Origin of the sequence: uncultured Limimaricola sp. (genome assembly GCF_964022235.1) — a bacterium.
GTDB lineage: Bacteria > Pseudomonadota > Alphaproteobacteria > Rhodobacterales > Rhodobacteraceae > Limimaricola.
On record NZ_CAXHZL010000006.1, the window covers coordinates 1 to 19,840 of the forward strand.

Here is a 19,840-nt window from a genome sequence, read left to right on the forward strand (position 1 = left end):
TCATGCTCCACCTTACTCAGGAGTTGAAGCCTCCGACAAAACCGGGGCGCTTCATCTTGCAGGCATTGGTGATGGCTGTCTGGCGCCGGAAGCCGAAGACCAAAGTGCTGATCCATTCGGATCACGGCAGCCAGTTCACCAGCATGGACTGGGCCGCGTTCCTTCGCGCTCACAATCTCAAGCATTCGATGAGGCTTTGGGCAACCATCATGACACCGCCGTTGCAGAAAGTTTCTTCAACCTGCTCAAGCGCGAGGGGATCAGGCGGCGTACCTGCCGGACGTGCGAGGAAGCCAGGCGAGACGTGTTCGATTAAATCGAGATGCTCTACAACCCGAAGCGCAAGCACGCGAGAAACGGAATGCTGTCGCCCGTCGACTTCGAGTTGCATCAGAAACTGAGCCACATCGGCGTCTAAGAAACGTGCGGCTATTCAACCGTTCGAACAGTGAGCGCCGGCACGCAGGCCTGAGCCAGCCTTGCCGCCGCTGCCACGCCGTCGATCAGCGGAATCTGACTGAGCCGTCGCAATGGCCCGATCACGTCGACCATGCCAGCGCAACCGAGGATCACCGCACCAGCCCCTTCCGTCACAGCGTGGTCTATCCCGGCTTTCAGCACACGAATGGCCGCTTCTGGGTCGCGCTCCAGATCGGCGACGTGAATGCCACAGGCGCGTACCGTCCCGACAACATGACGGAGACCAGCGGCGCAGATATTGGCTTCGATCACCGGGACCGCAGCAGAAACCGTCGTCAGCACCATCGCCCGATCCACGATGAGAGCGGCGGTATGGAACGCCGCCTGGCCGATGCCGATCACCGGGCAAGAGGCGCGGGCGCGCGCGTCGTGCAGTCCGGTATCGTCGAAGCAGGCAATGATGATCGCCTCGGCTCCCATCTCGGAAGCACGGTCTACCAGTTTCAGGAGGGGCGGAATGCAGGCTGCGCCATCCTCTGGGCCCTCGATTACCGCCGGGCCCTCCCGCGAGGTCCAGCCCTCGAAGCGCGTGCCGGGCGCGGCACGGCGAGCGGCGGCGAGCGCTGCCCCCGTCATCGAGGCGGTGGAGTTGGGGTTGATCAGCACGACGCTCATCGCCGCCGCCCCACGAGCCACAGGCCCAGCCCGGCCAGCCCGATCATCGCCAGCGAGAACAGTGTGGTCAGCGTGCCGAGCGCATAGAGCACCGGCGAGGTGACATTGGTCGTCATTCCGTAGATCTCAAGCGGCAGGGTATTGCGGCTGCCCGCAGTGAGCAGGGTGCGGGCAAACTCGTCATAGGAGAGCGTGAAGCCGAACAGCGCCACGCCAATGAGCGACGGCCCGATCAGTGGAAGCACGACATGGGCGAAGACCTGGCCGGGGCCTGCCCCTTGGTCGCGGGCGGCCTCCTCGAAAGACGCGTCGAAGCGGTTGAACACCGCGAACATGATCAGCAGACCGAATGGCAGCGTCCAAGTCAGCTGCGCGCCGAAGCCCGAGGTCGCCCAATGCACCGGCAGACCGAGCCGGTCGAACAGCAGCCCGACGCCGAGGGAGACAAGGATCGAGGGCACCACCAGCGAGGCCACGGCGAGGTAGAACAGCACGCTCGCACCGCGGAACCGCTTGCGGAACGCCAGCCCGGCGAGCGTCGAGACCACGACCGTCACCGCCATGACCATCAGCCCGAGCGCCAGGCTGCGGCGAAAGCTGCCCCAGATGTCGCCTACCGCCTGTTGTGTGAAAAGCTCGCGGAACCAGTGCAGGGAGGTGCCGCGCATCGGGAATGTGAGGCCGCCGCCGGGCCCTTGAAATGACAGGATGCCGATCGTGGCGACGGGGCCGTAGAGGAACAGCAGGAAAAGCGCGAAGAAGGCCGAGAGCACGTAGAAGCTGCGGGGGCGGGAGGTCATGTCAAAGCTCCTTGCGGATGTCGACGAAGCGCATCAGCAGCCCGATCACCAGAAGCACAGAGGCCAGCAGCACCACCGCCGTGGCCGCCGCCGACGGATAGGCCAAAAGCGAGATGTCGTTGGAGATCAGGCGGCCGACGTTGGCGGACTGGCTGCCCGACATGAAGCGCACGGTGATGAAATCGCCCATCACCAGCGTCAACACGAAGATCGTGCCGATCATGATGCCGGGCTTGCACAGCGGAATCACCACGGTCCACATCACCTGCGCGCCGGACGCCCCGGCGTCATGTGCGGCCTCGAGCAAAGCGCGGTCGATGCGCATCATCGAGTTGAAGATCGGCACCACCATGAACAGCGTGTAGAGGTGAACGAAGGCGAGGATCACCGAGAAATCCGAGAACAGCAGCCAATCGAGCGGCTGGTCGATCAGCCCCCATGACATCAGCGCCGAATTGGCGATCCCCTCGCGGCCCAGAAATGGAATCCACGAGATCATGCGGATTATGTTCGAGGTCCAGAATGGGATGGTACAGAGCAGAAACAGCGCGATCTGCCAGGTCAGGCTGCGAATGTGAAAGGCAAGGAACCACGCCACCGTGAAGCCGATAGCCAGCGTCAGCGCCCAAGTGATCGCCGCGTATCGGAAGGTAGAGAGGAACACCCGGCCCACAACCTCGGAGGAGAACAGGTAGGCATAATTGTCGAGCGAAAACGCGGGGATGATCGAGAACTCGGTCGCTCTCCAGAAGCTGACCGTGACGATCACCGCAATCGGCAGGACGAGAAAGACCAGTAGGATCAGCGCCAGCGGCGCGGCCTGCGCATAGGCCATCAAGTGCTGCCAGTCGCGCGCGCGCCTTTTGGCCGCTGTCGCACGGGCGGGGACGGGGTCGGCCAAGGCGGCGTCTGTCATGGAATGCTCCGGTTTGGGGGAGGGCATGAGAGGCGCGGGCGCGATCGACGCGCCCGCGCAAAGCGTCAGGCGGCGACGAACTCGTTCCACTTGCGGTTCATGTACTGGTTCTCGTCCATCACCGAATTCCAGCAGGCGACTCGGCCCATGCGCTCTTCAAAGCTGCCGCCGTCGCGCACCTCGCCGGCTTGTGCCAGCACGTCGCCGGTGGGGCCGGTGATCGCATCGGTCGCGGGCTTGCCCTCGAACCAGTAGCCCCATTCGTTTTCGGACATGTGGTTCTTGGAGGTCTCGGGCACGGCCGAATAATAGCCCTGCCGCATCAGGTAGCCGCCGACCCAGCCGTCGAGGTACCAGTTGATGTAGTCATAGGCCGCGTCGAGTTCGATCCCCGAGAGCGAGTTGGACAGGCCGATGCCACCGCCCCAGCTGCGGTAGCCCTCTTTCAGCGGCTGGTAGACGCAATCGATGCCGCGGGTCTTCACGGCGGTGATGGCGGGCGACCACATCGACTGGATCACCACCTCGCCTGAGGCCATCAGGTTCACGCTTTCGTCGAAGCTCTTCCAGAAGGCGCGGAACTGGCCGTTACGCTTGGCCTCCGAGAAGATCGCGATGGTCTTGTCGATCTCCTCGCGGGTCATGTTGCCCTTGTTGCCGTAAGCGATCTCGCCCATCGCCTCGCAGACCATGGCCATGTCCATGATGCCGATCGAGGAGATGTCGAGGATCGAGGCGCGGCCCTTGAACTCGGGGTTCAGAAGCTCGGCCCAGCTCTCGATGGGGCGATCGATCAGGTCGGGGCGGATGCCCAGCGTGTCGGCGTTGTAGATCGTCGGGATCAGCGTCATCCAGTTGGTCTGCTCGGCGGCAAAGCCCTTGGCTCCTGGCTCCTCGATGAAGCCGACGGTATGCGGCGCGGTGCCTTGGGCGATCTCGCTGTCGGGGCCGAGCTTGCCGTCCTTGAAGATGCCGACGATCTTGTCGTAATTCGCGATCCGGCTCACGTCCATCGCCTGCAAGTTGCCGGTGGGCCAGACCTTCTTGCAGATCCAGTATTCGATGTCGGCGATGTCGAAGCTGTCGGGCTGGGTGGCGGCGCGCTGGGTGACGCTGTCGCTGTCGAGCGCCGTCATCTCGAGCGTGAAGCCGAGGTCTTCCTTCACCTTGTCGGCGACGGCGTTGAGGTTGGACACGCCGGTGCCGAACTGGCGCAGGGTGATATCCTTGATGTTCTGCGCCCAGATCATCGGCGCGCCGAGCGTCGAGGCGGCGGTGGCGGCGGCGGCGTTCTTGAGAAGCGCGCGGCGGCTCAGACTTTTGGTCATGTCAGTGTCCCGGTTGTTGGTTTTTCAGGCGCGGATCGGATGGGCGCGGGCGGCGTCCCAAGAAAGCCCCACCGCCGCGCCGGGCGCGATGGGGGCGTCGAAAAAGACGGCCTCGGGCAACAGCGCCGTGACCTCCTGACCATTGGCCTGCGCCGTGAGCGCGACATGCGCGCCCTGATACTCGACGCCGGTCACATGGCCGGTGAGCGCACCCGCCTCGGGCGTGGCCAGCCGGATCGCGTCGGCGCGCACGGCCACGGTGCCGCCGGGCGCGTCGATGACGTTGTGGCCTCCGATGAAGCGGGCGACGAAGCCGGTGGCGGGGCGGGCCCAGACCTCGCGGGCGGGGCCTGCCTGTTCGATCCGCCCGCCGTTCATCACGATGATCTCGTCGGCCAGCGCCAGCGCCTCGTCCTGCCCGTGGGTGACGTGGATGAAGGTAATGCCAAGCTCGCGCTGTAGCCGCTTCAGTTCGGCCCGCATGCGGATGCGCAAGAACGGATCGAGGGCCGAGAGTGGCTCATCGAGCAAGAGCACCTGCGGCCGGGTGATCAGCGCGCGCGCCAGCGCCACGCGCTGCTGCTGGCCGCCCGAAAGCTGCGCGGGGCGGCGCTCGGCATGGCCGGCCATGTCGACCAGCTCCAGCATCTCCATGGCGCGGGCGTGCCGCTTGATCTTGTCGACGCCCTTCATGCGCAGGCTGAAGGCAACGTTGTCGCGCACGTTCAGATGCGGAAACAGCGCATAGCTTTGAAACATCATCGCCGTGCCACGGCGGGCGGGCGGCAGGCGCGACACGTCACGCCCGTCGAGCACGATCGAGCCGTCGCTGACACTCTCGTGCCCCGCGATCATCCGCAGGGTCGAGGATTTGCCGCAGCCCGAGGGGCCGAGCAGGCAGGCATAGACGCCCGCGCCGAAGCGGTGGTCTATCGTGTCCACGGCAAGCGCGTCGCCATACCGCTTGGTGAGAGAAATCAGTTCGAGCTCGTGCGGCTGCATGGGGCGGCTCCTTATGGCTAGACGGGCTTGCCGACGCTAGCCTCGACTGCGCCCGTTAGGGACGGCGGCGGCAAGTACGGGGCAATGGCTGACGCTGACGGGGCGTGCGGTTGCCGCATATTCGGGCGGGACACGGCTTCGTTGACTACAATCGAGGCGCCAAATCGTATACAACCCAAGCCAAGATCGACTCGTATCACCGTCGCTGGCCGCCTGCGACCTGACGTGCCAGACCGGCCCGGAGGAGAGCCGTCATGACCGAGACCCGTCCCGTTCCCGCCAGCGCCGAGCAAATCGCCGAGGGGCTGTCGCGCGCCATCCACGAGCACCGGCTGGGGCCGGGCGCCAAGCTCGGCGAGGACGAGATCGGCGCGGTCTACGGGGTGTCGCGCACCGTGGTGCGGGCGGCGCTGCAAGCGCTGTCGCATCAGCGGCTAGTGACGATCCGCCGCCATCGCGGCGCTTTCGTGGCGCAGCCATCGATCCGCGAGGCGAGCGAGGTGTTCGAGGCGCGGGCACTACTCGAACCGCGGATGGCGCAGGCGGCGGCGGAGCGCGCGGACACGGCGGCAATTATGCGGCTGCGGGCGCATATTGCTGCCGAGCACACGGCGCTAGCGGCGGGCATGAACGGCCGCTCTTTGTATCTGTCGGGGAAGTTCCACATCGAGCTGGCGCGGATTGCCGATCAAAGGATTGTCGCAGGTTTCGTCGAGGAGTTGATCGCGCGCTCGTCGCTGATCATCGCGCTCTACTGGCGGCGTCAAAGCGCTTTATGCGAGCGTCATGCCCATCACGCTTTGATCGAGGCGGTAGCGGCCGGTCAGGGCGAGCGAGCGGCAGAACTCATGCACAGTCACTTGGTCGACCTGCACAGCGCGCTCGACTTGCGCGAACAATCGTATGGCCCCGTCAGGTTACGCGAGATCCTGAGCCGGTCCCTTGAGCAGGATGGCGAGGCTTCAAGCTAGGCTCAGGACCCATTGATCTCGATGAGGCTGCGTGATTCAGGCCTCCCGAGGAGCATGATCCATGAGCAACCTTTTCTGGCTGACGGCCGAGCAGATGGCTCGGCTGCAACCGTATGTCGGGAAAACAGTCCCCCGGGCTGTTTTCTGATCCCCTAAACTCCGAAAAAGCCACGGCGAGCCGCGTGTTGATGACCGGCGGGTCTTGGGCGGCATCATCTTCGTCCAGCGCAACGGCTTGCAATGGTTCGATGGTGAGGACATGAACGCCAACGGTTCGAGAGAAGGCCCGAACAAGGAGTATGGTCCGGCCAACACCCTCTACAACCGTTGGAAACACTGGAGGTAAGCGACCGCGCGCCATTGGCTGAGTGAGGTCGCGAACGGGGCGCCTTTGCCCGGATGATGGAGGGTCTGGCCGCCGAAAGCTCGGAGAGAAAGACGGTCATGATCAATGCGACCTCCCTCAAGGCCCACCGCACGGCGATCCGCCTGCAGCTTGAAAAGGGGGCGTGGCCGACTGATCGAACGCGCCGAGGGCTTGGGAGGATAAAGAAACTGTCTAGTGGACAGTTTCTCCCGAAAACAGAACACCAAGCGGCATGCTGTCACCGATACCTAAGGGCACCCGATTATCGGTCCGTGATAGCGGCTGCCCCACACCGCGCTGAAGGCTAAGCAAGAGGGGGAACCACCCTTGTGCCGGAGTATCATCAGATCATCAGGCAAAGTGAGGTAATGGGATGAACCATCATTCCATTACTCCACAGAACGAGTGACCAGTTCAGCACCAGACCATGAGAGCCAAACTGCACATTTTTGATACATAACTTAGGTTACACGTATGTGTCGCATGTGATGGCGCACGCTACTTCCAACTGCGACTCTTGTTTGAAAACAATGCCCTATCAGACAGGAGTTTTCCAGTATGGGACGTGGCTACGCGCAGCTGACGCTTGAGGAGCGCCGCAAGATCGAGCGTTGGCGTCATGCCAGAGTGTCCGTGAACGAGATGGCGCGGGTGCTGCGCCGCCACCGCTCGACCATCTTCCGCGAGCTCCGACGCAATCATTTCCAGGATCCCTGCATGCCCAAGGTCGTGGGCTACTTTGCGATGGCCGCTCAGCTGAGAACCAGCGATCGCCGCGCTCGCCAGCGCAAGCTGATCCGGCATCCGCAGTGGTGCGATCAGGTCGTCGAGCGGATCAAGGATGGTTGGACGCCGGAGCAGATCGCCGGCCGAATGCACATTGAGCGCGCGCCGCTGCGGTTCTGTCACCAAACCGTTTATCGCCATCTCTATGCCATCGCGATGTCAGCGGTTCGGTTCCGCCAACGTGACATCGCTCGCCCGGCGCATCGGCCGGTTCACCGTGCTGCTGAAGTTCGCCGACAAGCGAACGCGTCCGGTGATGGACAAGGTCATTGCCGCGATCCGTGCCTAGCCTCAGCCGGCGCGCCGATCGATCACTTTCGACCGTGGTACCGAGTTCCTCTCATAGCCGCATCTGCAAGCCGAGATCGGCGCGAACAGCTGGTTCTGCGACCCCTCTGCACCTTGGCAGAAAGGCATGGTCGAGAACACCAACGGGCGTGCCCGCCTCTGGCTGCCCAGAGACCGCGACATCGGCCAACTCTCGGACCACGACATCCGCGAGATTTGCGATCGGCTGAATGCCACGCCGCGCAAATGCCTCAGATGGAGCACCCCCCGAAATGTTCCGGGCCAAGATGCTGGAGAAGGGGACGCGAGCGCCCTACCATAATCCCACCGCGGAGTCGCGGTTCGAGTATCGCTCACTACCGCTGGTCGATTGCGCCAAGCCCTAGCCTTCGCGCGTGCGGATCATCGACAGGATCTCGGAGGCGGCCTTGGGGATGTTGGTGCCCGGCCCGAAGATGGCCGCGACCCCCGCCTCCTTGAGCATCGCGTGGTCCTGATCGGGGATCACCCCACCGCAGACCACGAGGATCTCGCCCGCGCCCTGATCGCGCAGGGCCTGCACCAGCTTGGGGGCAAGGGTCCGGTGCCCCGCGGCCTGGCTCGAGATGCCGACGACATGCACGTCGTTGTCCAGCGCGTCCTGCGCCGCCTCCGCGGGCGTCTGGAACAGCGGCCCCATGTCGACGTCGAAGCCCAGATCGGCAAAGGCGGTGGCGATGACCTTGGCACCGCGGTCGTGCCCGTCCTGCCCCATCTTGACCACCAGCATGCGCGGGCGGCGGCCTTCCTCACGCGCGAACTCCGCGATCTCGGCCTGGATCGCCTCGAAGCCCGCGTCGCCCTCCCAGGCCTTGCCATAGACGCCCGCGAGCGTCTTCACCTCGGCCCGGTGCCGCCCGAAGACAGTCTCCATCGCCATGCTGATCTCTCCCACGGTCGCGCGGGCGCGGGCCGCCACGACCGCCGCCTCCAGCAGATTGCCGTCCTCGCGCGCGGCCTGTTCCAGCGCCACGAGCGCCGCCTTGCAGGCGGCCTCGTCGCGGCTGGCGCGGATGGCCTCCAGCCGTGTCACCTGCCCGTCGCGCACCTTCACGTTGTCGATGTCGAGGATGTCGATCGGGTCCTCGCGCTCCTTGCGGTACTTGTTGACGCCGACGATCACTTGGCTGCCCCGGTCGATCAGCGCCTGCCGCCTGGCCGCCGTCTCCTCGATCCGAAGCTTGGGCATGCCGCTCGCCACCGCCTTGGTCATGCCGCCCAGGCCCTCGACCTCCTCGATCAGCGCCCAGGCCTTTTCGGCCAGCTCGTGGGTCAGGCTTTCGACGTAATACGACCCCGCCAGCGGATCGACGACATCGGTGATGCCGGTCTCTTCTTGCAGGATCAGCTGGGTGTTGCGGGCGATGCGGGCCGAGAACTCGGTGGGAAGGGCTATCGCCTCGTCGAGCGCGTTGGTGTGCAGCGATTGCGTGCCGCCCAAGACAGCGGAGAGCGCCTCATAGGCGGTGCGCACCACGTTGTTGTAGGGATCCTGCGCCTGCAAGCTCACGCCCGAGGTCTGGCAATGGGTGCGCAGCATCAGTGACTTGGGGTCCTTCGGCGCGAACTCTTCCATGATCCTGTGCCACAGCAGCCTGGCGGCGCGCAGCTTCGCGGCCTCCATGAAGAAGTTCATGCCGATGGCGAAGAAGAACGACAGCCGTCCGGCAAATCGATCCACGTCCATGCCGCGCGCGATCGCGGCGCGGACGTATTCGCGCCCGTCGGCCAGGGTGAAGGCCAGCTCCTGCACGAGATCGGCCCCCGCCTCCTGCATGTGGTAGCCCGAGATCGATACCGAGTTGAATTTCGGCATGTGGTCGGCGGTGTAGCCGATGATGTCCGCCACGATCCGCATCGAGGGCTCGGGCGGATAGACATAGGTGTTGCGGACCATGAACTCCTTGAGGATGTCGTTCTGGATCGTGCCCGAAAGCTTCTCCACCGGCACGCCCTGCTCCTCGCCCGCGACGATGAAGCTGGCGAGGATCGGGATCACCGCGCCGTTCATGGTCATCGAGACCGACACCTCATCGAGCGGGATGCCGTCGAACAGGATCTTCATGTCCTCGACGCTGTCGATCGCCACACCGGCCTTGCCGACATCGCCCTCGACCCGGGGGTGGTCGCTGTCATAGCCGCGGTGGGTGGCGAGATCGAAGGCGACGGACACGCCCTGCTGCCCGCCCTCCAGCGCCCGACGGTAGAAGGCGTTCGACTCCTCGGCCGTGGAGAAGCCTGCGTATTGCCGGATCGTCCAGGGCCGTCCGGCATACATCGTGGCCTTCACGCCACGCGCATAGGGCGCCTCGCCGGGCAGGGCATCCAGATGCGACAACCCTTCGAGATCGCCCGCGTCATAGACCGGCTTCACCGCGATCCCCTCCAGCGTGTCGCGGCACAGGCTCTCGGGGTCGCGGCCCTTCAACTCCGCGCGGGCGCGCGCGGCCCATGATCCACGGGAGTCGCTGTTCTCGGTCATGTCATGGCCCTCCCAGGCTTATTCGAATTCCATGATGGTCTGATCGACCGAGAGGCTGTCTCCGGCCGCCGCGTGCAGCTTTGCGACCTTCAGCTTGCGCTCGGCGCGCAGCACGTTTTCCATCTTCATCGCCTCGACCGTGCAGAGCGGCTGGCCCTCTTCGACCTCCTGCCCCTCCTCGACATCGACATGTACCACGATGCCTGGCATCGGGCACAGCAGCAGCTTCGAGGTATCGGCGGCCTGCTTTTCCGGCATCAGCGCCGCCAGTTCGGCCTGCCGCGCGGTCCAGACCTTCACGTCGAGATCGGCACCGCGATGGCGCACCCGGAACCCCGCGATGCGCGGCTCGACCTTCAGCACCGTATCCGTCCCCTCGACCGTGAGCCGCGCCAACCGCGCGCCCGGGGTCCAGTCGCCCGCGACCCGCAGCACCGCGCCGTCCTCGAAGCGCACGTCCGTGGCGCCCTCTCCAGCCTTCAGCGTCACCGCGTGGCTCTCGCCGGCGACCTGCACCACGAAGGCCTCGCCAACGCGGCGCTCGTGGTGATCGATCCGGCCAGAGATCCGGGCCCGGCGGATCTCCTCGATCCGCTGCAGCGTGGCGCAGGCGGCGGCGATCCTGCGCAGCGTATCGCTCGGCAGGTCGACGCCAGAGAATCCCTCGGGCCATTCCTCGGCGATGAAGCCGGTATGGATCTCGCCCGAGCGGAACTTCGGATGCGCCATCACCGCCGAGAGGAACGGCAGGTTGTGACCGATGCCCTCCAGCTCGAAGCCGTCGAGCGCGCGCTCCATGGCATCCACGGCGCGCTCGCGGTCGGGCGCCCATGTGCAGAGCTTGGCGATCATCGGGTCGTAATGCATCGAGATCTCGCCGCCTTCGGCCACGCCGGTGTCGTTGCGCACGACCTCCGCTTGGGACGCGAATTCCTGCGGCGGGCGGTAGCGCGTGAGCCGCCCGATCGAGGGCAGGAAGCCGCGATACGGGTCTTCAGCATAGAGCCGGCTCTCGATCGCCCAGCCATTGAGCTTGATGTCGTCCTGCACGAAGGGCAGCGGCTCGCCCGAGGCCACGCGGATCATCTGCTCTACGAGATCGATGCCGGTGATCAGCTCGGTCACCGGATGCTCGACCTGCAGGCGCGTGTTCATCTCGAGGAAGTAGAAGTTGCGGTCGGCGTCGACGATGAACTCGACAGTGCCGGCGCTCTCGTAGCCGACCGCTTGCGCCAGCGCGCAGGCCTGCGCGCCCATGGCAGCCCGGGTTTCGGGGTCTAGGAAGGGCGAAGGCGCCTCTTCGACGACCTTCTGATTGCGGCGCTGGATCGAGCATTCGCGCTCGCCCAGATAGACGCAGTTGCCATGCTTGTCGGCCAGCACCTGAATCTCGATATGGCGCGGGCCGACGACGAACTTCTCGATGAAGATCCGGTCGTCGCCAAACGAACTGGCCGCCTCGCGCTTCGACGCCTCGAAGCCCTCACGCGCCTGAGTGTTGTCATGTGCGATGCGCATGCCCTTGCCGCCGCCGCCGGCACTGGCCTTGATCATCACCGGGTAGCCGATCTGCTGCGCGATCCGCACCGCCTCCTCGGCATCCGCGATCAGGCCCATATGGCCCGGCACCGTGCTGACGCCGGCTTCGGCCGCGATCTTCTTGGAGGCGATCTTGTCGCCCATCGCCTCGATCGCGCCGACCGGCGGTCCGACGAAGGCCACGCCGCGATCGGCCAGCGCACGGGCGAATTTCGGGTTCTCTGAGAGAAAGCCATAGCCCGGATGCACCGCCTCGGCGCCGGATTCCTCGATTGCCCGCATCACGCGGTCGATATCGATATAGGACTGCGCCGCGGGCGCGGGCCCGATCTCGACCGCGCGGTCGGCCATGGCGACATGCACCGCGTCGCGGTCGGCCTCGGAATGCACCGCTATCGTCTCGATCCCCATCGCGCGGGCCGAGCGGATCACCCGGCAGGCGATCTCGCCGCGATTGGCGACGAGCAGGCTGCGGAACGGCGGGCGGGCCTCAGAGCGGGATGTTGTCATGCTTCCTCCACGGGTTCTCGAGGCGCTTGTTGCGCAGGGCGGCAAAGGCGCGGGCAGTGCGGCGGCGGGTGGCGCGCGGCATGATCACCTCGTCGATGAAACCGCGCTCGGCGGCGACGAAAGGGTTGGCGAAGCGGTCCTCGTAGTCCTTGGTGCGCTTGGCGATCTTGTCGGGATCGCCCAGCTCGGAGCGATACAGGATTTCGGTCGCGCCCTTGGCCCCCATCACCGCGATCTGCGCGGTGGGCCAGGCATAGTTCACGTCGCCGCGCAGATGCTTGGACGCCATCACGTCGTAGGCGCCGCCATAGGCCTTGCGAGTGATGACGGTGACCTTGGGGACCGTCGCCTCGCCATAGGCGAAAAGGAGCTTCGCGCCGTGCTTGATGACACCCCCGTACTCCTGCCCCGTACCCGGCAGGAAGCCCGGCACGTCCACGAGCGTCAGGATCGGGATCTCGAAGGCGTCGCAGAACCGCACGAAGCGCGCGGCCTTGCGGCTCGAGTCGATGTCGAGGCAGCCTGCCAGCACCATCGGCTGGTTGGCGACGACGCCCACGGTCTGGCCTTCGAGACGGATGAAGCCCGTGAGGATGTTCTTGGCGAACTCGGCCTGCATTTCAAGGAAGTCGCCCTCGTCCGCGATCTTGGTGACCAGCTCGTGCATGTCATAGGGCTGGTTGGGGTTGGCGGGGATCAGGCTGTCGAGGCTCGGCTCCTCGCGCGCGGGATCATCGAAGAAGGGGCGCTTGGGCGCCTTTTCGCGATTGTTGAGCGGCAGAAAGTCGATCAGCCGCCGCGCCTCCAAGAGCGCCTCGACGTCGTTTTCGAAGGCCGCGTCGGCAACGCTCGACTTGCGCGCATGCGTCAGCGCGCCGCCCAGCTCCTCGGCGGTGACCACCTCTCCGGTCACGGTCTTCACCACGTCGGGGCCGGTGACGAACATGTAGGAGCTATCCTTCACCATGTAGATGAAGTCGGTCATGGCTGGTGAATAGACGGCCCCCCCCGCGCAGGGGCCCATTATGAGCGAGATCTGCGGCACCACGCCCGAGGCCAGGACGTTGCGCTGGAACACCTCGGCATAGCCGCCGAGCGACGCCACGCCCTCTTGAATACGGGCGCCACCGGAATCGTTGATGCCGACGACAGGCGCGCCGTTGCGCATCGCCATGTCCATGATCTTGCAGATCTTCTGGGCATGGGTTTCGGAGAGCGAGCCGCCGAAGACGGTGAAATCCTGGCTGAAGACATAGATCATCCGGCCATTCACCGTGCCCCAGCCGGTGACGACGCCGTCACCCGCCGGACGGCTGTCCTGCATGCCGAAATCGGTGCAGCGGTGTGCGACGAACATGTCGTATTCCTCGAAGCTGCCCTCGTCGAGCAGCAGCTCGATCCGCTCGCGCGCGGTCAGCTTGCCCTTGGCATGCTGTGCCGCGACGCGCTTTTCGCCCCCGCCCTGTCGGGCCGAGGCGCGACGCTCTTCAAGCTCGCGCAAAATCTCTTGCATCAGCGTCCTCCTTCACGCCTCACCCTAATGAGAAAGGAAGGGCTCTTCCCAGAATGATTGCGCGAATTTGCAAAGTAGGCATTATGCAGAGCGGCATTTGTGCAAACTAGCAAAGTAGGGTGTCATGGCAGTTCAGAAGCATTACGCGGGCACGCAGCTGCGCGAGCTACGCGGGCGGCAGGGGCTGACTCAGAAGCTCTTTGCCGAGCGCTTGGGCATCTCGTTGCCCTATCTGAACCAGATGGAGAACAACAACCGCCCCGTCTCGGCCGGAGTGGTGCTGGCGCTGGCGCGCGAGTTTGGCTTCGATGTGACCGAGCTGACCTCGGGCGAGGAGATCCGGCTGGCCTCGGACATGCGCGAGGCGCTGGCCGACCCGGTGCTCAGCGGCAGCCAGCCCGGCGTGGCCGATCTGCGCATGGTGGCGGCCAACGCGCCCTCGGTCGCGCGTGCGCTACTGGATCTGCACGCCGCCTATCGCCGCGCGCAGGACCGGCTCGCCTCCTTCGACGAGGCCTTGGGCCGTGGCGGCACGGCGGCCTCGCCGTGGGAAGAGGTCCGCGATTTCTTCCACTACTGCGACAACTACATCGACGCGATCGACCGCGCGGCCGAGCAGTTCGCCCGCCGCGCGAGCGCCGATGCGCGCGATGCGCCCGAGGCGGCGGCGCATGCGCTCGAGGCGCGCGGCATCACGCTGCGCGACTGCGCCGAGGGGCCGCTGCGCCGCTTCGATGCCGAAAACCGAACTCTGACCCTGTCATCGCGGGCCCCGCGCCCGACGCGGCGATTCCAGCTTCTGGTGCAACTTGCACTGATCGAGCATCGGCAGCTGATCGAGGCTACCCTCGATCTCGGCCGGTTCGAGATCGGCACGGCGCGCGACATTGCCCGGATCGGGCTGGCCAACTACTTCGCGGGCGCCGCCCTCCTGCCCTACGGTGCGTTTCACCACGCCGCGCAAGAGGCGCGCCACGATCTTGAGCTTATGGCGGAGCGCTTCGGCGCCAGTATTGAACAGGTCGCGCACCGGCTCTCCACCTTGCAACGCCCCGGCGCGCGCGGCGTGCCGTTCTGGTTCGTGCGGGTCGACCAGGCCGGTACGGTGACCAAGCGCCACTCGGCGACGCAATTGCAATTCGCTCGCTACGGCAGCGCCTGCCCGCTTTGGAATGTCCATCAGGCCTTCGAGACGCCGACGCGCTGGTTGCGTCAGCTCGCCGAAACTCCGGACGGGGTACGCTACCTGTCTCTGGCGCGCGATATCAGCAGCGGCGGCGGGGCTTGGGGCGCGCCGGTGCGGCGCTTTGCGATTGGGCTGGGCTGCGAGGTGAAACATGCGCGCGAGCTGGTCTATGCCGACCACATGGACCTCGATTCCGCTCAGGCCTTCGAGCCGGTGGGTATCTCCTGCCGAATCTGCGAGCGGACGCAGTGCCACCAGCGCGCGGTGCCGCCGCTCGAAGGGCAGTTGAGAGTGGACCCGGATCTGCGGCAGGAGCTGCCCTACCGGCTGGACTGAGGGCGCCCTGAGACCGGGCTTCGCCTTCGCCCGGTCTCAGCCGAGCAGAGCGGGAAGCCCAATGCCAGTGACCTCGAACCCGTCCTCGGCGGCGGGCACCTGCCCGGTCACGTAGCTGGCGCGCAGCGAGCACAGAAACGCAATCGCCTCGGCAATCTCGCACTCCGAGCCGGGGCGGCAAAGTTGGCATGGATGCCGTGAACGGCGTCATCCTCGCGATGCTTCTGACCCAATCGCGGCAAGCTGGAGCGAGTGGATCGGATTTGGTGCCTTGGGCGAGATCTGCCGCAAGATGAGTGTGGCGGAAGCTACATTCTATCGAGGGAATGAGATCTTGCCGGGTACTGTCCTGTCACGTGGTGGGTCGCGGACGCCATTTCGACGAGGTGCCGCTTGGGCTCTCGGCAACCTGCGATTTACCGGTCTCGCGACAACTGATGGTGGAACCTCGCTCCCGATCCACGGTTCGTGTCGCATGGACCCATGCAACCCGAGCCGCGCCAAGTAAGGGTGCGAAGGAGGACAGGCCGTCATGACTTACCGGACATTCGAAGATGACCATCGACGGCGCCAGCCCCGTCGCGCGGGCCCACCAGGCGGCGCGGGATTGGCGATCGGGCTGGGGCTGGTACTGCTCGGCGGGCTGGCCGCGCAGCAATACGCCACCCGGCAGCAGGATCGCCGACCGGCCGACAGCGCGCCTGGACGCACCGCGCGGCAGAACCGCTTCGGCGGGTATGCCGTCACCGGGCGCAGCGTGACGATCGACCGTCCCCGGCAGGAGATCTACGAATTCTGGCGCGAATTCAGAAACTTGGCGCATTTCATGGAGAATGTTGAAAGCGTCCATGCAGCGGACGACATTTCCATTTGGACGATTTCCGCACCATTGGGCTACGCCGTCGAGGTCAAGACCCGCATCGTGAGCGACCGTCCCGGCGAGGAGATCGCCTGGCGTTCGACCGACGACAGCCAGATCGACACCGAAGGCAAGGTGATGTTCCGCGATGCGCCGGGCGGCCGTGGCACGGTGGTCGAGGCCGTCGTGGCCTACCGCCCACCGATGGGCGAACTGGGCCGGATCGCGGCCAAGCTGTTTCAGACCGAACCCGCGATTCAGGCGCGGCGCGACCTCAAGCGACTGAAGATGCTTCTGGAGACCGGCGAGATCGCTACCAACGCCAACCGCAACGACGCCTGAGGAGGATGCCATGCGCGCACTGACCTATCACGGCAAGCACGACGTCCGCGTCGATACCGTCCCCGACCCCGAGATCGTCAATCCCCGCGATGCGATCATCGAAGTCACCTCGACCGCGATCTGCGGCTCGGACTTGCATCTCTATGACGGGGTGATCCCCGCCGTGCAGAAGGGCGACATTCTGGGGCACGAGTTCATGGGGCGCGTCGTCGAAACCGGCTCCGGCTCCACCTTGAAGAAGGGGCAGCGCGTGGTCGTCCCCTTCACCATTTCCTGCGGGCAATGTTTCCACTGCAAACTTCAGCAGTTCTCGGCTTGCGATAACTCCAACCCTGTCGACAAGCAGGACCTGACCGAACCGCTCTTTGGCCATGCTGTTTCGGGGCTGTTCGGCTACTCGCACCTGACCGGGGGCTATCCCGGTGGGCAGGCCGAGTATGTCCGCGTGCCGTTCTCGAATGTGGGCCCGATTGTCATTCCCGAGGGGATGGAGGATGACGAGGTGCTGTTCCTCTCGGATATCCTGCCTACCGGCTGGATGGCCGCCGAGAATGCCGAGATCACCCAAGGCGACACCGTGGCGGTCTGGGGCTGCGGCCCGGTCGGTCTCTTTGCCATACAAAGCGCCAAGGTCATGGGCGCGCACAAGGTGATCGCGATCGACCACTATCCCAACCGCCTCGACCTCGCGCGAAAGATGGGGGCCGAGGTGATCGACTACACGCAGACCCACGTGCTCGAGGCTCTGATGGAGATGACCGGCGGCATCGGGCCTGATGCGGTGATCGACGCGGTCGGTATGGAAAGCCATGGCTTTGCGCCAGACAACGTCTTTGACACGATCAAGCAGAAGGTCGGTTTCGGGGCCGACGCGCCGCATGCGCTGCGGATGGCGATCATGGCCTGCCGCAAGGGGGGACGCATTTCCATGCCGGGCGTCTATGGCGGTTTTGCCGACAAGTTTCCTCTCGGCGCGCTGATGGAAAAGGGTCTGCAGCTGCGCACCGGGCAGACCCATGTGCAGCGCTATACCAAGGATCTGCTGCGCCGAATTCAGGAGGGCGAGCTCGACACCACCTTCATGATTTCGCACCGCTTGCCGCTCGAGGACGCCCCACGCGGCTATGACAACTTTGCCAACAACCAGAATGACTGGACCAAGGTTGTGCTGAAGCCCGGCTCCGCAATGTCCTGAACGCGCCGGGCCGCTGCGTGGAATATGCAAAGCGGCCCGGCCATGCGCCCATGACTTAGGTCAGTCACAGCGATCCGACCACGCCTTGAGTAAAGCGGAGCTGTTCATTCCCGCTACTGAAAGTGTCGGACCAGAACAGCCACGGCTCATCAACGCTGAGACTGCCATGACGAAAGTGGAATGCAAACTATCCGCGCTAGTTCAGCCTGCATGCACAGAATGATCCCTCTCCTTGCGGCTATCGCCTTCATCGCCTCGCCTCTCACGGCGCAGGAGGAAGCTCCGGCACCGCCATCCATCACTGTCGAGGGGGGATGGTCGGACACGCAGATCAGCGAACGGCTGAGCGACATCCTTGCCGCGCTCGGTCGTGACACGGTCACGGTTGAGGTCGAGGCCGGTGTCGTCACCCTGTCGGGCGAGGTCGCCGAAGAGGCGCTCGGCCGCGAGGCCGCCGACATCGCGGCCCGGTTGGAAGGTGTGGTGGCGGTGCGCAACGATATCGCGGCCTCGGCCGAAATCACCGAACAGCTCGACCCGGCGATCGCGCGGTTCCGCACGCGGATCGAACAGGCCCTCGGGCGGCTACCTCTCATCCTCTTGGCGGCCACGGTCTTTGCCCTCGTGACCGGTCTGGGCCTTTTGTTGTCGCGGCTCAGGATCTGGAACCGGCTCGCACCGAACAGCTTCATCGCAGGCATTTACCGCCAAGGGGTTCGGGTCGCATTCGGTATCGCGGGGCTCGTGGTCTCGCTAGACGTGGTCGGAGCCACGGCACTTCTCGGGACCATCCTTGGCGCGGCGGGTCTCGTGGGTCTGGCCATCGGTTTCGCCGTGCGCGACACGGTCGAGAACTTCGTCGCCTCGGTGATGCTCAGCTTGCGTCAGCCGTTCAAGCCCAACGACCTCGTCGAGATCGAAGGCGACACCGGGCGTGTCATACGGCTGACCTCGCGCGCGACAATCCTGCTGTCGCTGGACGGAAACCACATCCGCATTCCGAACGCCGTGGTCTTCAAAAGCCGTATCATCAACTACACGCGCAACCCCGAGCGCCGCTTCAGCTTCGACATCGGCATCGACCCCGAAGCCGATCTCGAAGCGACGCGCCGGCTTGCACAGGATCGGCTTGTGGGACTGAGCTTCGTCCTGCCATCACCCGAGCCGATCGTCTGGATCGAGAACATCACGGAGGCCGGTGCCATCCTGCGGGTCAGCGGTTGGATCGATCAGAACACGACGGGCTTCCCCACGGCGCGCGGCGACGCGATCCGGTTGGTCAAGGACGCGATCGAAGCGGCAGGCGTGTCCATACCGGACACGACCTATCGCATCCGCCTTGAAGGATCCGGGTTCATGCCCGTCGCCAAGGAGGACGATCAGGACAAGAAAATACCGGACGTCGCGCCCAGGCCCGAGCCGATAGCCGCCACCTCTCACCCATCCGAGGAAAACGCTCTCATCGCCTTGGTGCAAGCCGAGCGCGCGGAGGGGGACGATCTCCTGAGTAGAGACGCGCCGCTGGAATAACCGCAAGCTGCCACGGCGATGGGATCTCGAACGAGCGACAAGCGGCCGAACCACACCGCGTTTTCGCACCCGGACAAGTCCCACCGCCTCTGCATGTGATCTATGCCATCGAGGGGCGGCCTACACGTGGTCGGGACGTTCAGGCTGCGACCTGTTATCGCCTCAGGATGATCCACAGCGCATGGATGATCCCCGGAATATACCCCAGAAGAGTGAGGATAAGGTTGATCCAGAAATGCTTGCCGAGGCCTTCCTGAAGGAAGACGCCAAGCGGCGGGATGAAGATCGCGATGATGATGCGGACTATGTCCATGTGGGCCTTTCCGATGCGCGGAAGCGTCTTGCTTGCGTGGGGCAGCCCGCAGGCTGCGAACCGTTTGAAAAACAAGCGCTGTGAGATCATCGGGTTCCCTGAGGACCGTCTGCCCCCCAAGATTCTCGATTTGCGTCGCTACGGATCGGCAGAAGAGGTTGCACCCGGTATATTAGACCGCCAGGATTCCATAGCTTGAACAAGGCTTGGGACGAGTTTGTGCAAGCTGCACTGAATGTCCGCACTCCCGGGGAATTCTTATCGACGTGGCTATCAGCGAGCCGTAAGTTCAAGCTATTTCTGCCTATAATCCTCTATAAGTTTCCGTAACTTATCAGTCAAATCTCCGTCTTGATGTTAAATGTTCGCACTTGATGTATGCTCGAAGTTCACCGGCGGATTGAGCGTCGTAGCAATGCGCGAGCCGACCCCCCATCGGCATG

The 19,840-nt window shown here is 64.8% G+C and carries 14 protein-coding genes and 4 pseudogenes; 8 read left to right on the top strand and 10 right to left on the bottom strand.

The window, feature by feature from the left end; all coding sequences use genetic code 11:
- Positions 1-418 (top strand): annotated as a pseudogene (locus AADJ02_RS09175) (DDE-type integrase/transposase/recombinase); the annotation flags it as partial.
- Between the two features lie 11 nt (positions 419-429).
- On the opposite strand, the gene AADJ02_RS09180 reads toward AADJ02_RS09175, so the two are convergent.
- The 5 genes from AADJ02_RS09180 to AADJ02_RS09200 form a co-directional block, all read right to left on the bottom strand.
- Positions 430-1,095 (bottom strand): aspartate/glutamate racemase family protein, encoded by a 666-nt coding sequence (locus AADJ02_RS09180; protein ID WP_341212702.1) that lies wholly within the window; start codon positions 1,093-1,095, stop codon positions 430-432.
- Entirely contained in the window at positions 1,092-1,895 is an 804-nt protein-coding gene (locus AADJ02_RS09185; protein WP_341212703.1) for an ABC transporter permease, read from the bottom strand. The genes AADJ02_RS09180 and AADJ02_RS09185 overlap by 4 nt, the downstream gene beginning before the upstream one ends.
- Position 1,896: 1 nt before the next feature.
- A complete protein-coding gene (locus AADJ02_RS09190; protein ID WP_341212904.1) occupies positions 1,897-2,730 on the bottom strand; it encodes an ABC transporter permease in 834 nt (277 codons plus the stop codon).
- Between the two features lie 146 nt (positions 2,731-2,876).
- Positions 2,877-4,139, bottom strand: a complete 1,263-nt coding sequence (locus tag AADJ02_RS09195) for a PotD/PotF family extracellular solute-binding protein (RefSeq protein WP_341212704.1) — start codon at positions 4,137-4,139, stop codon at positions 2,877-2,879.
- 24 nt (positions 4,140-4,163) lie between these two features.
- Complete coding sequence (locus tag AADJ02_RS09200; protein WP_341212705.1) at positions 4,164-5,141, bottom strand: ABC transporter ATP-binding protein; 978 nt, start codon at positions 5,139-5,141, stop codon at positions 4,164-4,166.
- Positions 5,142-5,395: 254 nt separating this feature from the next.
- Here AADJ02_RS09200 and AADJ02_RS09205 point away from each other — a divergent pair, with 254 nt between their 5' ends.
- The 3 genes and pseudogenes from AADJ02_RS09205 to AADJ02_RS09215 form a co-directional block, all read left to right on the top strand.
- Positions 5,396-6,112, top strand: coding sequence for a GntR family transcriptional regulator (locus AADJ02_RS09205; protein ID WP_341212706.1), 717 nt, complete (start codon positions 5,396-5,398; stop codon positions 6,110-6,112).
- A gap of 61 nt (positions 6,113-6,173) precedes the next feature.
- Positions 6,174-6,728 (top strand): annotated as a pseudogene (locus AADJ02_RS09210) (hypothetical protein); the annotation flags it as partial.
- 309 nt (positions 6,729-7,037) lie between these two features.
- Positions 7,038-7,855: pseudogene (locus AADJ02_RS09215) on the top strand (IS30 family transposase); the annotation flags it as partial.
- A gap of 80 nt (positions 7,856-7,935) precedes the next feature.
- Here AADJ02_RS09215 and scpA read toward each other — a convergent pair.
- The 3 genes from scpA to AADJ02_RS09230 are packed head-to-tail and all read right to left on the bottom strand — an operon-like array spanning position 7,936 to position 13,636.
- Positions 7,936-10,074: a methylmalonyl-CoA mutase gene (gene scpA / locus AADJ02_RS09220; protein ID WP_341212707.1), complete on the bottom strand. Its 2,139-nt coding sequence runs from the start codon at positions 10,072-10,074 to the stop codon at positions 7,936-7,938.
- Between the two features lie 18 nt (positions 10,075-10,092).
- A complete protein-coding gene (locus tag AADJ02_RS09225) occupies positions 10,093-12,123 on the bottom strand; it encodes an acetyl/propionyl/methylcrotonyl-CoA carboxylase subunit alpha (protein ID WP_341212708.1) in 2,031 nt (676 codons plus the stop codon).
- A complete protein-coding gene (locus tag AADJ02_RS09230; protein ID WP_341212709.1) occupies positions 12,104-13,636 on the bottom strand; it encodes an acyl-CoA carboxylase subunit beta in 1,533 nt (510 codons plus the stop codon). The genes AADJ02_RS09225 and AADJ02_RS09230 overlap by 20 nt, the downstream gene beginning before the upstream one ends.
- Positions 13,637-13,760: 124 nt before the next feature.
- Between AADJ02_RS09230 and AADJ02_RS09235 the strand changes: the two genes are divergently transcribed.
- Positions 13,761-15,158, top strand: a complete 1,398-nt coding sequence (locus tag AADJ02_RS09235; protein WP_341212710.1) for a short-chain fatty acyl-CoA regulator family protein — start codon at positions 13,761-13,763, stop codon at positions 15,156-15,158.
- Positions 15,159-15,194: 36 nt separating this feature from the next.
- Here AADJ02_RS09235 and AADJ02_RS09240 read toward each other — a convergent pair.
- Positions 15,195-15,341, bottom strand: a pseudogene (locus tag AADJ02_RS09240) (3-oxoacyl-ACP reductase); the annotation flags it as partial.
- 349 nt (positions 15,342-15,690) lie between these two features.
- Between AADJ02_RS09240 and AADJ02_RS09245 the strand changes: the two are divergent.
- From AADJ02_RS09245 to AADJ02_RS09255, 3 genes are all read left to right on the top strand, one after another.
- A complete protein-coding gene (locus AADJ02_RS09245; protein WP_341212711.1) occupies positions 15,691-16,359 on the top strand; it encodes an SRPBCC family protein in 669 nt (222 codons plus the stop codon).
- 10 nt (positions 16,360-16,369) lie between these two features.
- Positions 16,370-17,554 (top strand): zinc-dependent alcohol dehydrogenase, encoded by a 1,185-nt coding sequence (locus tag AADJ02_RS09250; RefSeq protein WP_341212712.1) that lies wholly within the window; start codon positions 16,370-16,372, stop codon positions 17,552-17,554.
- 219 nt (positions 17,555-17,773) lie between these two features.
- Positions 17,774-19,084, top strand: coding sequence for a mechanosensitive ion channel domain-containing protein (locus tag AADJ02_RS09255; protein WP_341212713.1), 1,311 nt, complete (start codon positions 17,774-17,776; stop codon positions 19,082-19,084).
- Positions 19,085-19,238: 154 nt separating this feature from the next.
- On the opposite strand, the gene AADJ02_RS09260 is transcribed toward AADJ02_RS09255, so the two are convergent.
- Positions 19,239-19,397: a YqaE/Pmp3 family membrane protein gene (locus AADJ02_RS09260; RefSeq protein WP_341212714.1), complete on the bottom strand. Its 159-nt coding sequence runs from the start codon at positions 19,395-19,397 to the stop codon at positions 19,239-19,241.
- Between the last annotated feature and the right edge of the window lie 443 nt (positions 19,398-19,840).

Coding starts and splice junctions, on each gene's coding strand:
- AADJ02_RS09180 (WP_341212702.1), bottom strand. CDS start 1,095: ATGAGCGTCGTGCTGATCAACCCCAACTCCACCGCCTCGATGACGGGG.
- AADJ02_RS09185 (WP_341212703.1), bottom strand. CDS start 1,895: ATGACCTCCCGCCCCCGCAGCTTCTACGTGCTCTCGGCCTTCTTCGCG.
- AADJ02_RS09190 (WP_341212904.1), bottom strand. CDS start 2,730: ATGGCCTATGCGCAGGCCGCGCCGCTGGCGCTGATCCTACTGGTCTTT.
- AADJ02_RS09195 (WP_341212704.1), bottom strand. CDS start 4,139: ATGACCAAAAGTCTGAGCCGCCGCGCGCTTCTCAAGAACGCCGCCGCC.
- AADJ02_RS09200 (WP_341212705.1), bottom strand. CDS start 5,141: ATGCAGCCGCACGAGCTCGAACTGATTTCTCTCACCAAGCGGTATGGC.
- AADJ02_RS09205 (WP_341212706.1), top strand. CDS start 5,396: ATGACCGAGACCCGTCCCGTTCCCGCCAGCGCCGAGCAAATCGCCGAG.
- scpA (WP_341212707.1), bottom strand. CDS start 10,074: ATGACCGAGAACAGCGACTCCCGTGGATCATGGGCCGCGCGCGCCCGC.
- AADJ02_RS09225 (WP_341212708.1), bottom strand. CDS start 12,123: ATGACAACATCCCGCTCTGAGGCCCGCCCGCCGTTCCGCAGCCTGCTC.
- AADJ02_RS09230 (WP_341212709.1), bottom strand. CDS start 13,636: ATGCAAGAGATTTTGCGCGAGCTTGAAGAGCGTCGCGCCTCGGCCCGA.
- AADJ02_RS09235 (WP_341212710.1), top strand. CDS start 13,761: ATGGCAGTTCAGAAGCATTACGCGGGCACGCAGCTGCGCGAGCTACGC.
- AADJ02_RS09245 (WP_341212711.1), top strand. CDS start 15,691: ATGACTTACCGGACATTCGAAGATGACCATCGACGGCGCCAGCCCCGT.
- AADJ02_RS09250 (WP_341212712.1), top strand. CDS start 16,370: ATGCGCGCACTGACCTATCACGGCAAGCACGACGTCCGCGTCGATACC.
- AADJ02_RS09255 (WP_341212713.1), top strand. CDS start 17,774: ATGATCCCTCTCCTTGCGGCTATCGCCTTCATCGCCTCGCCTCTCACG.
- AADJ02_RS09260 (WP_341212714.1), bottom strand. CDS start 19,397: ATGGACATAGTCCGCATCATCATCGCGATCTTCATCCCGCCGCTTGGC.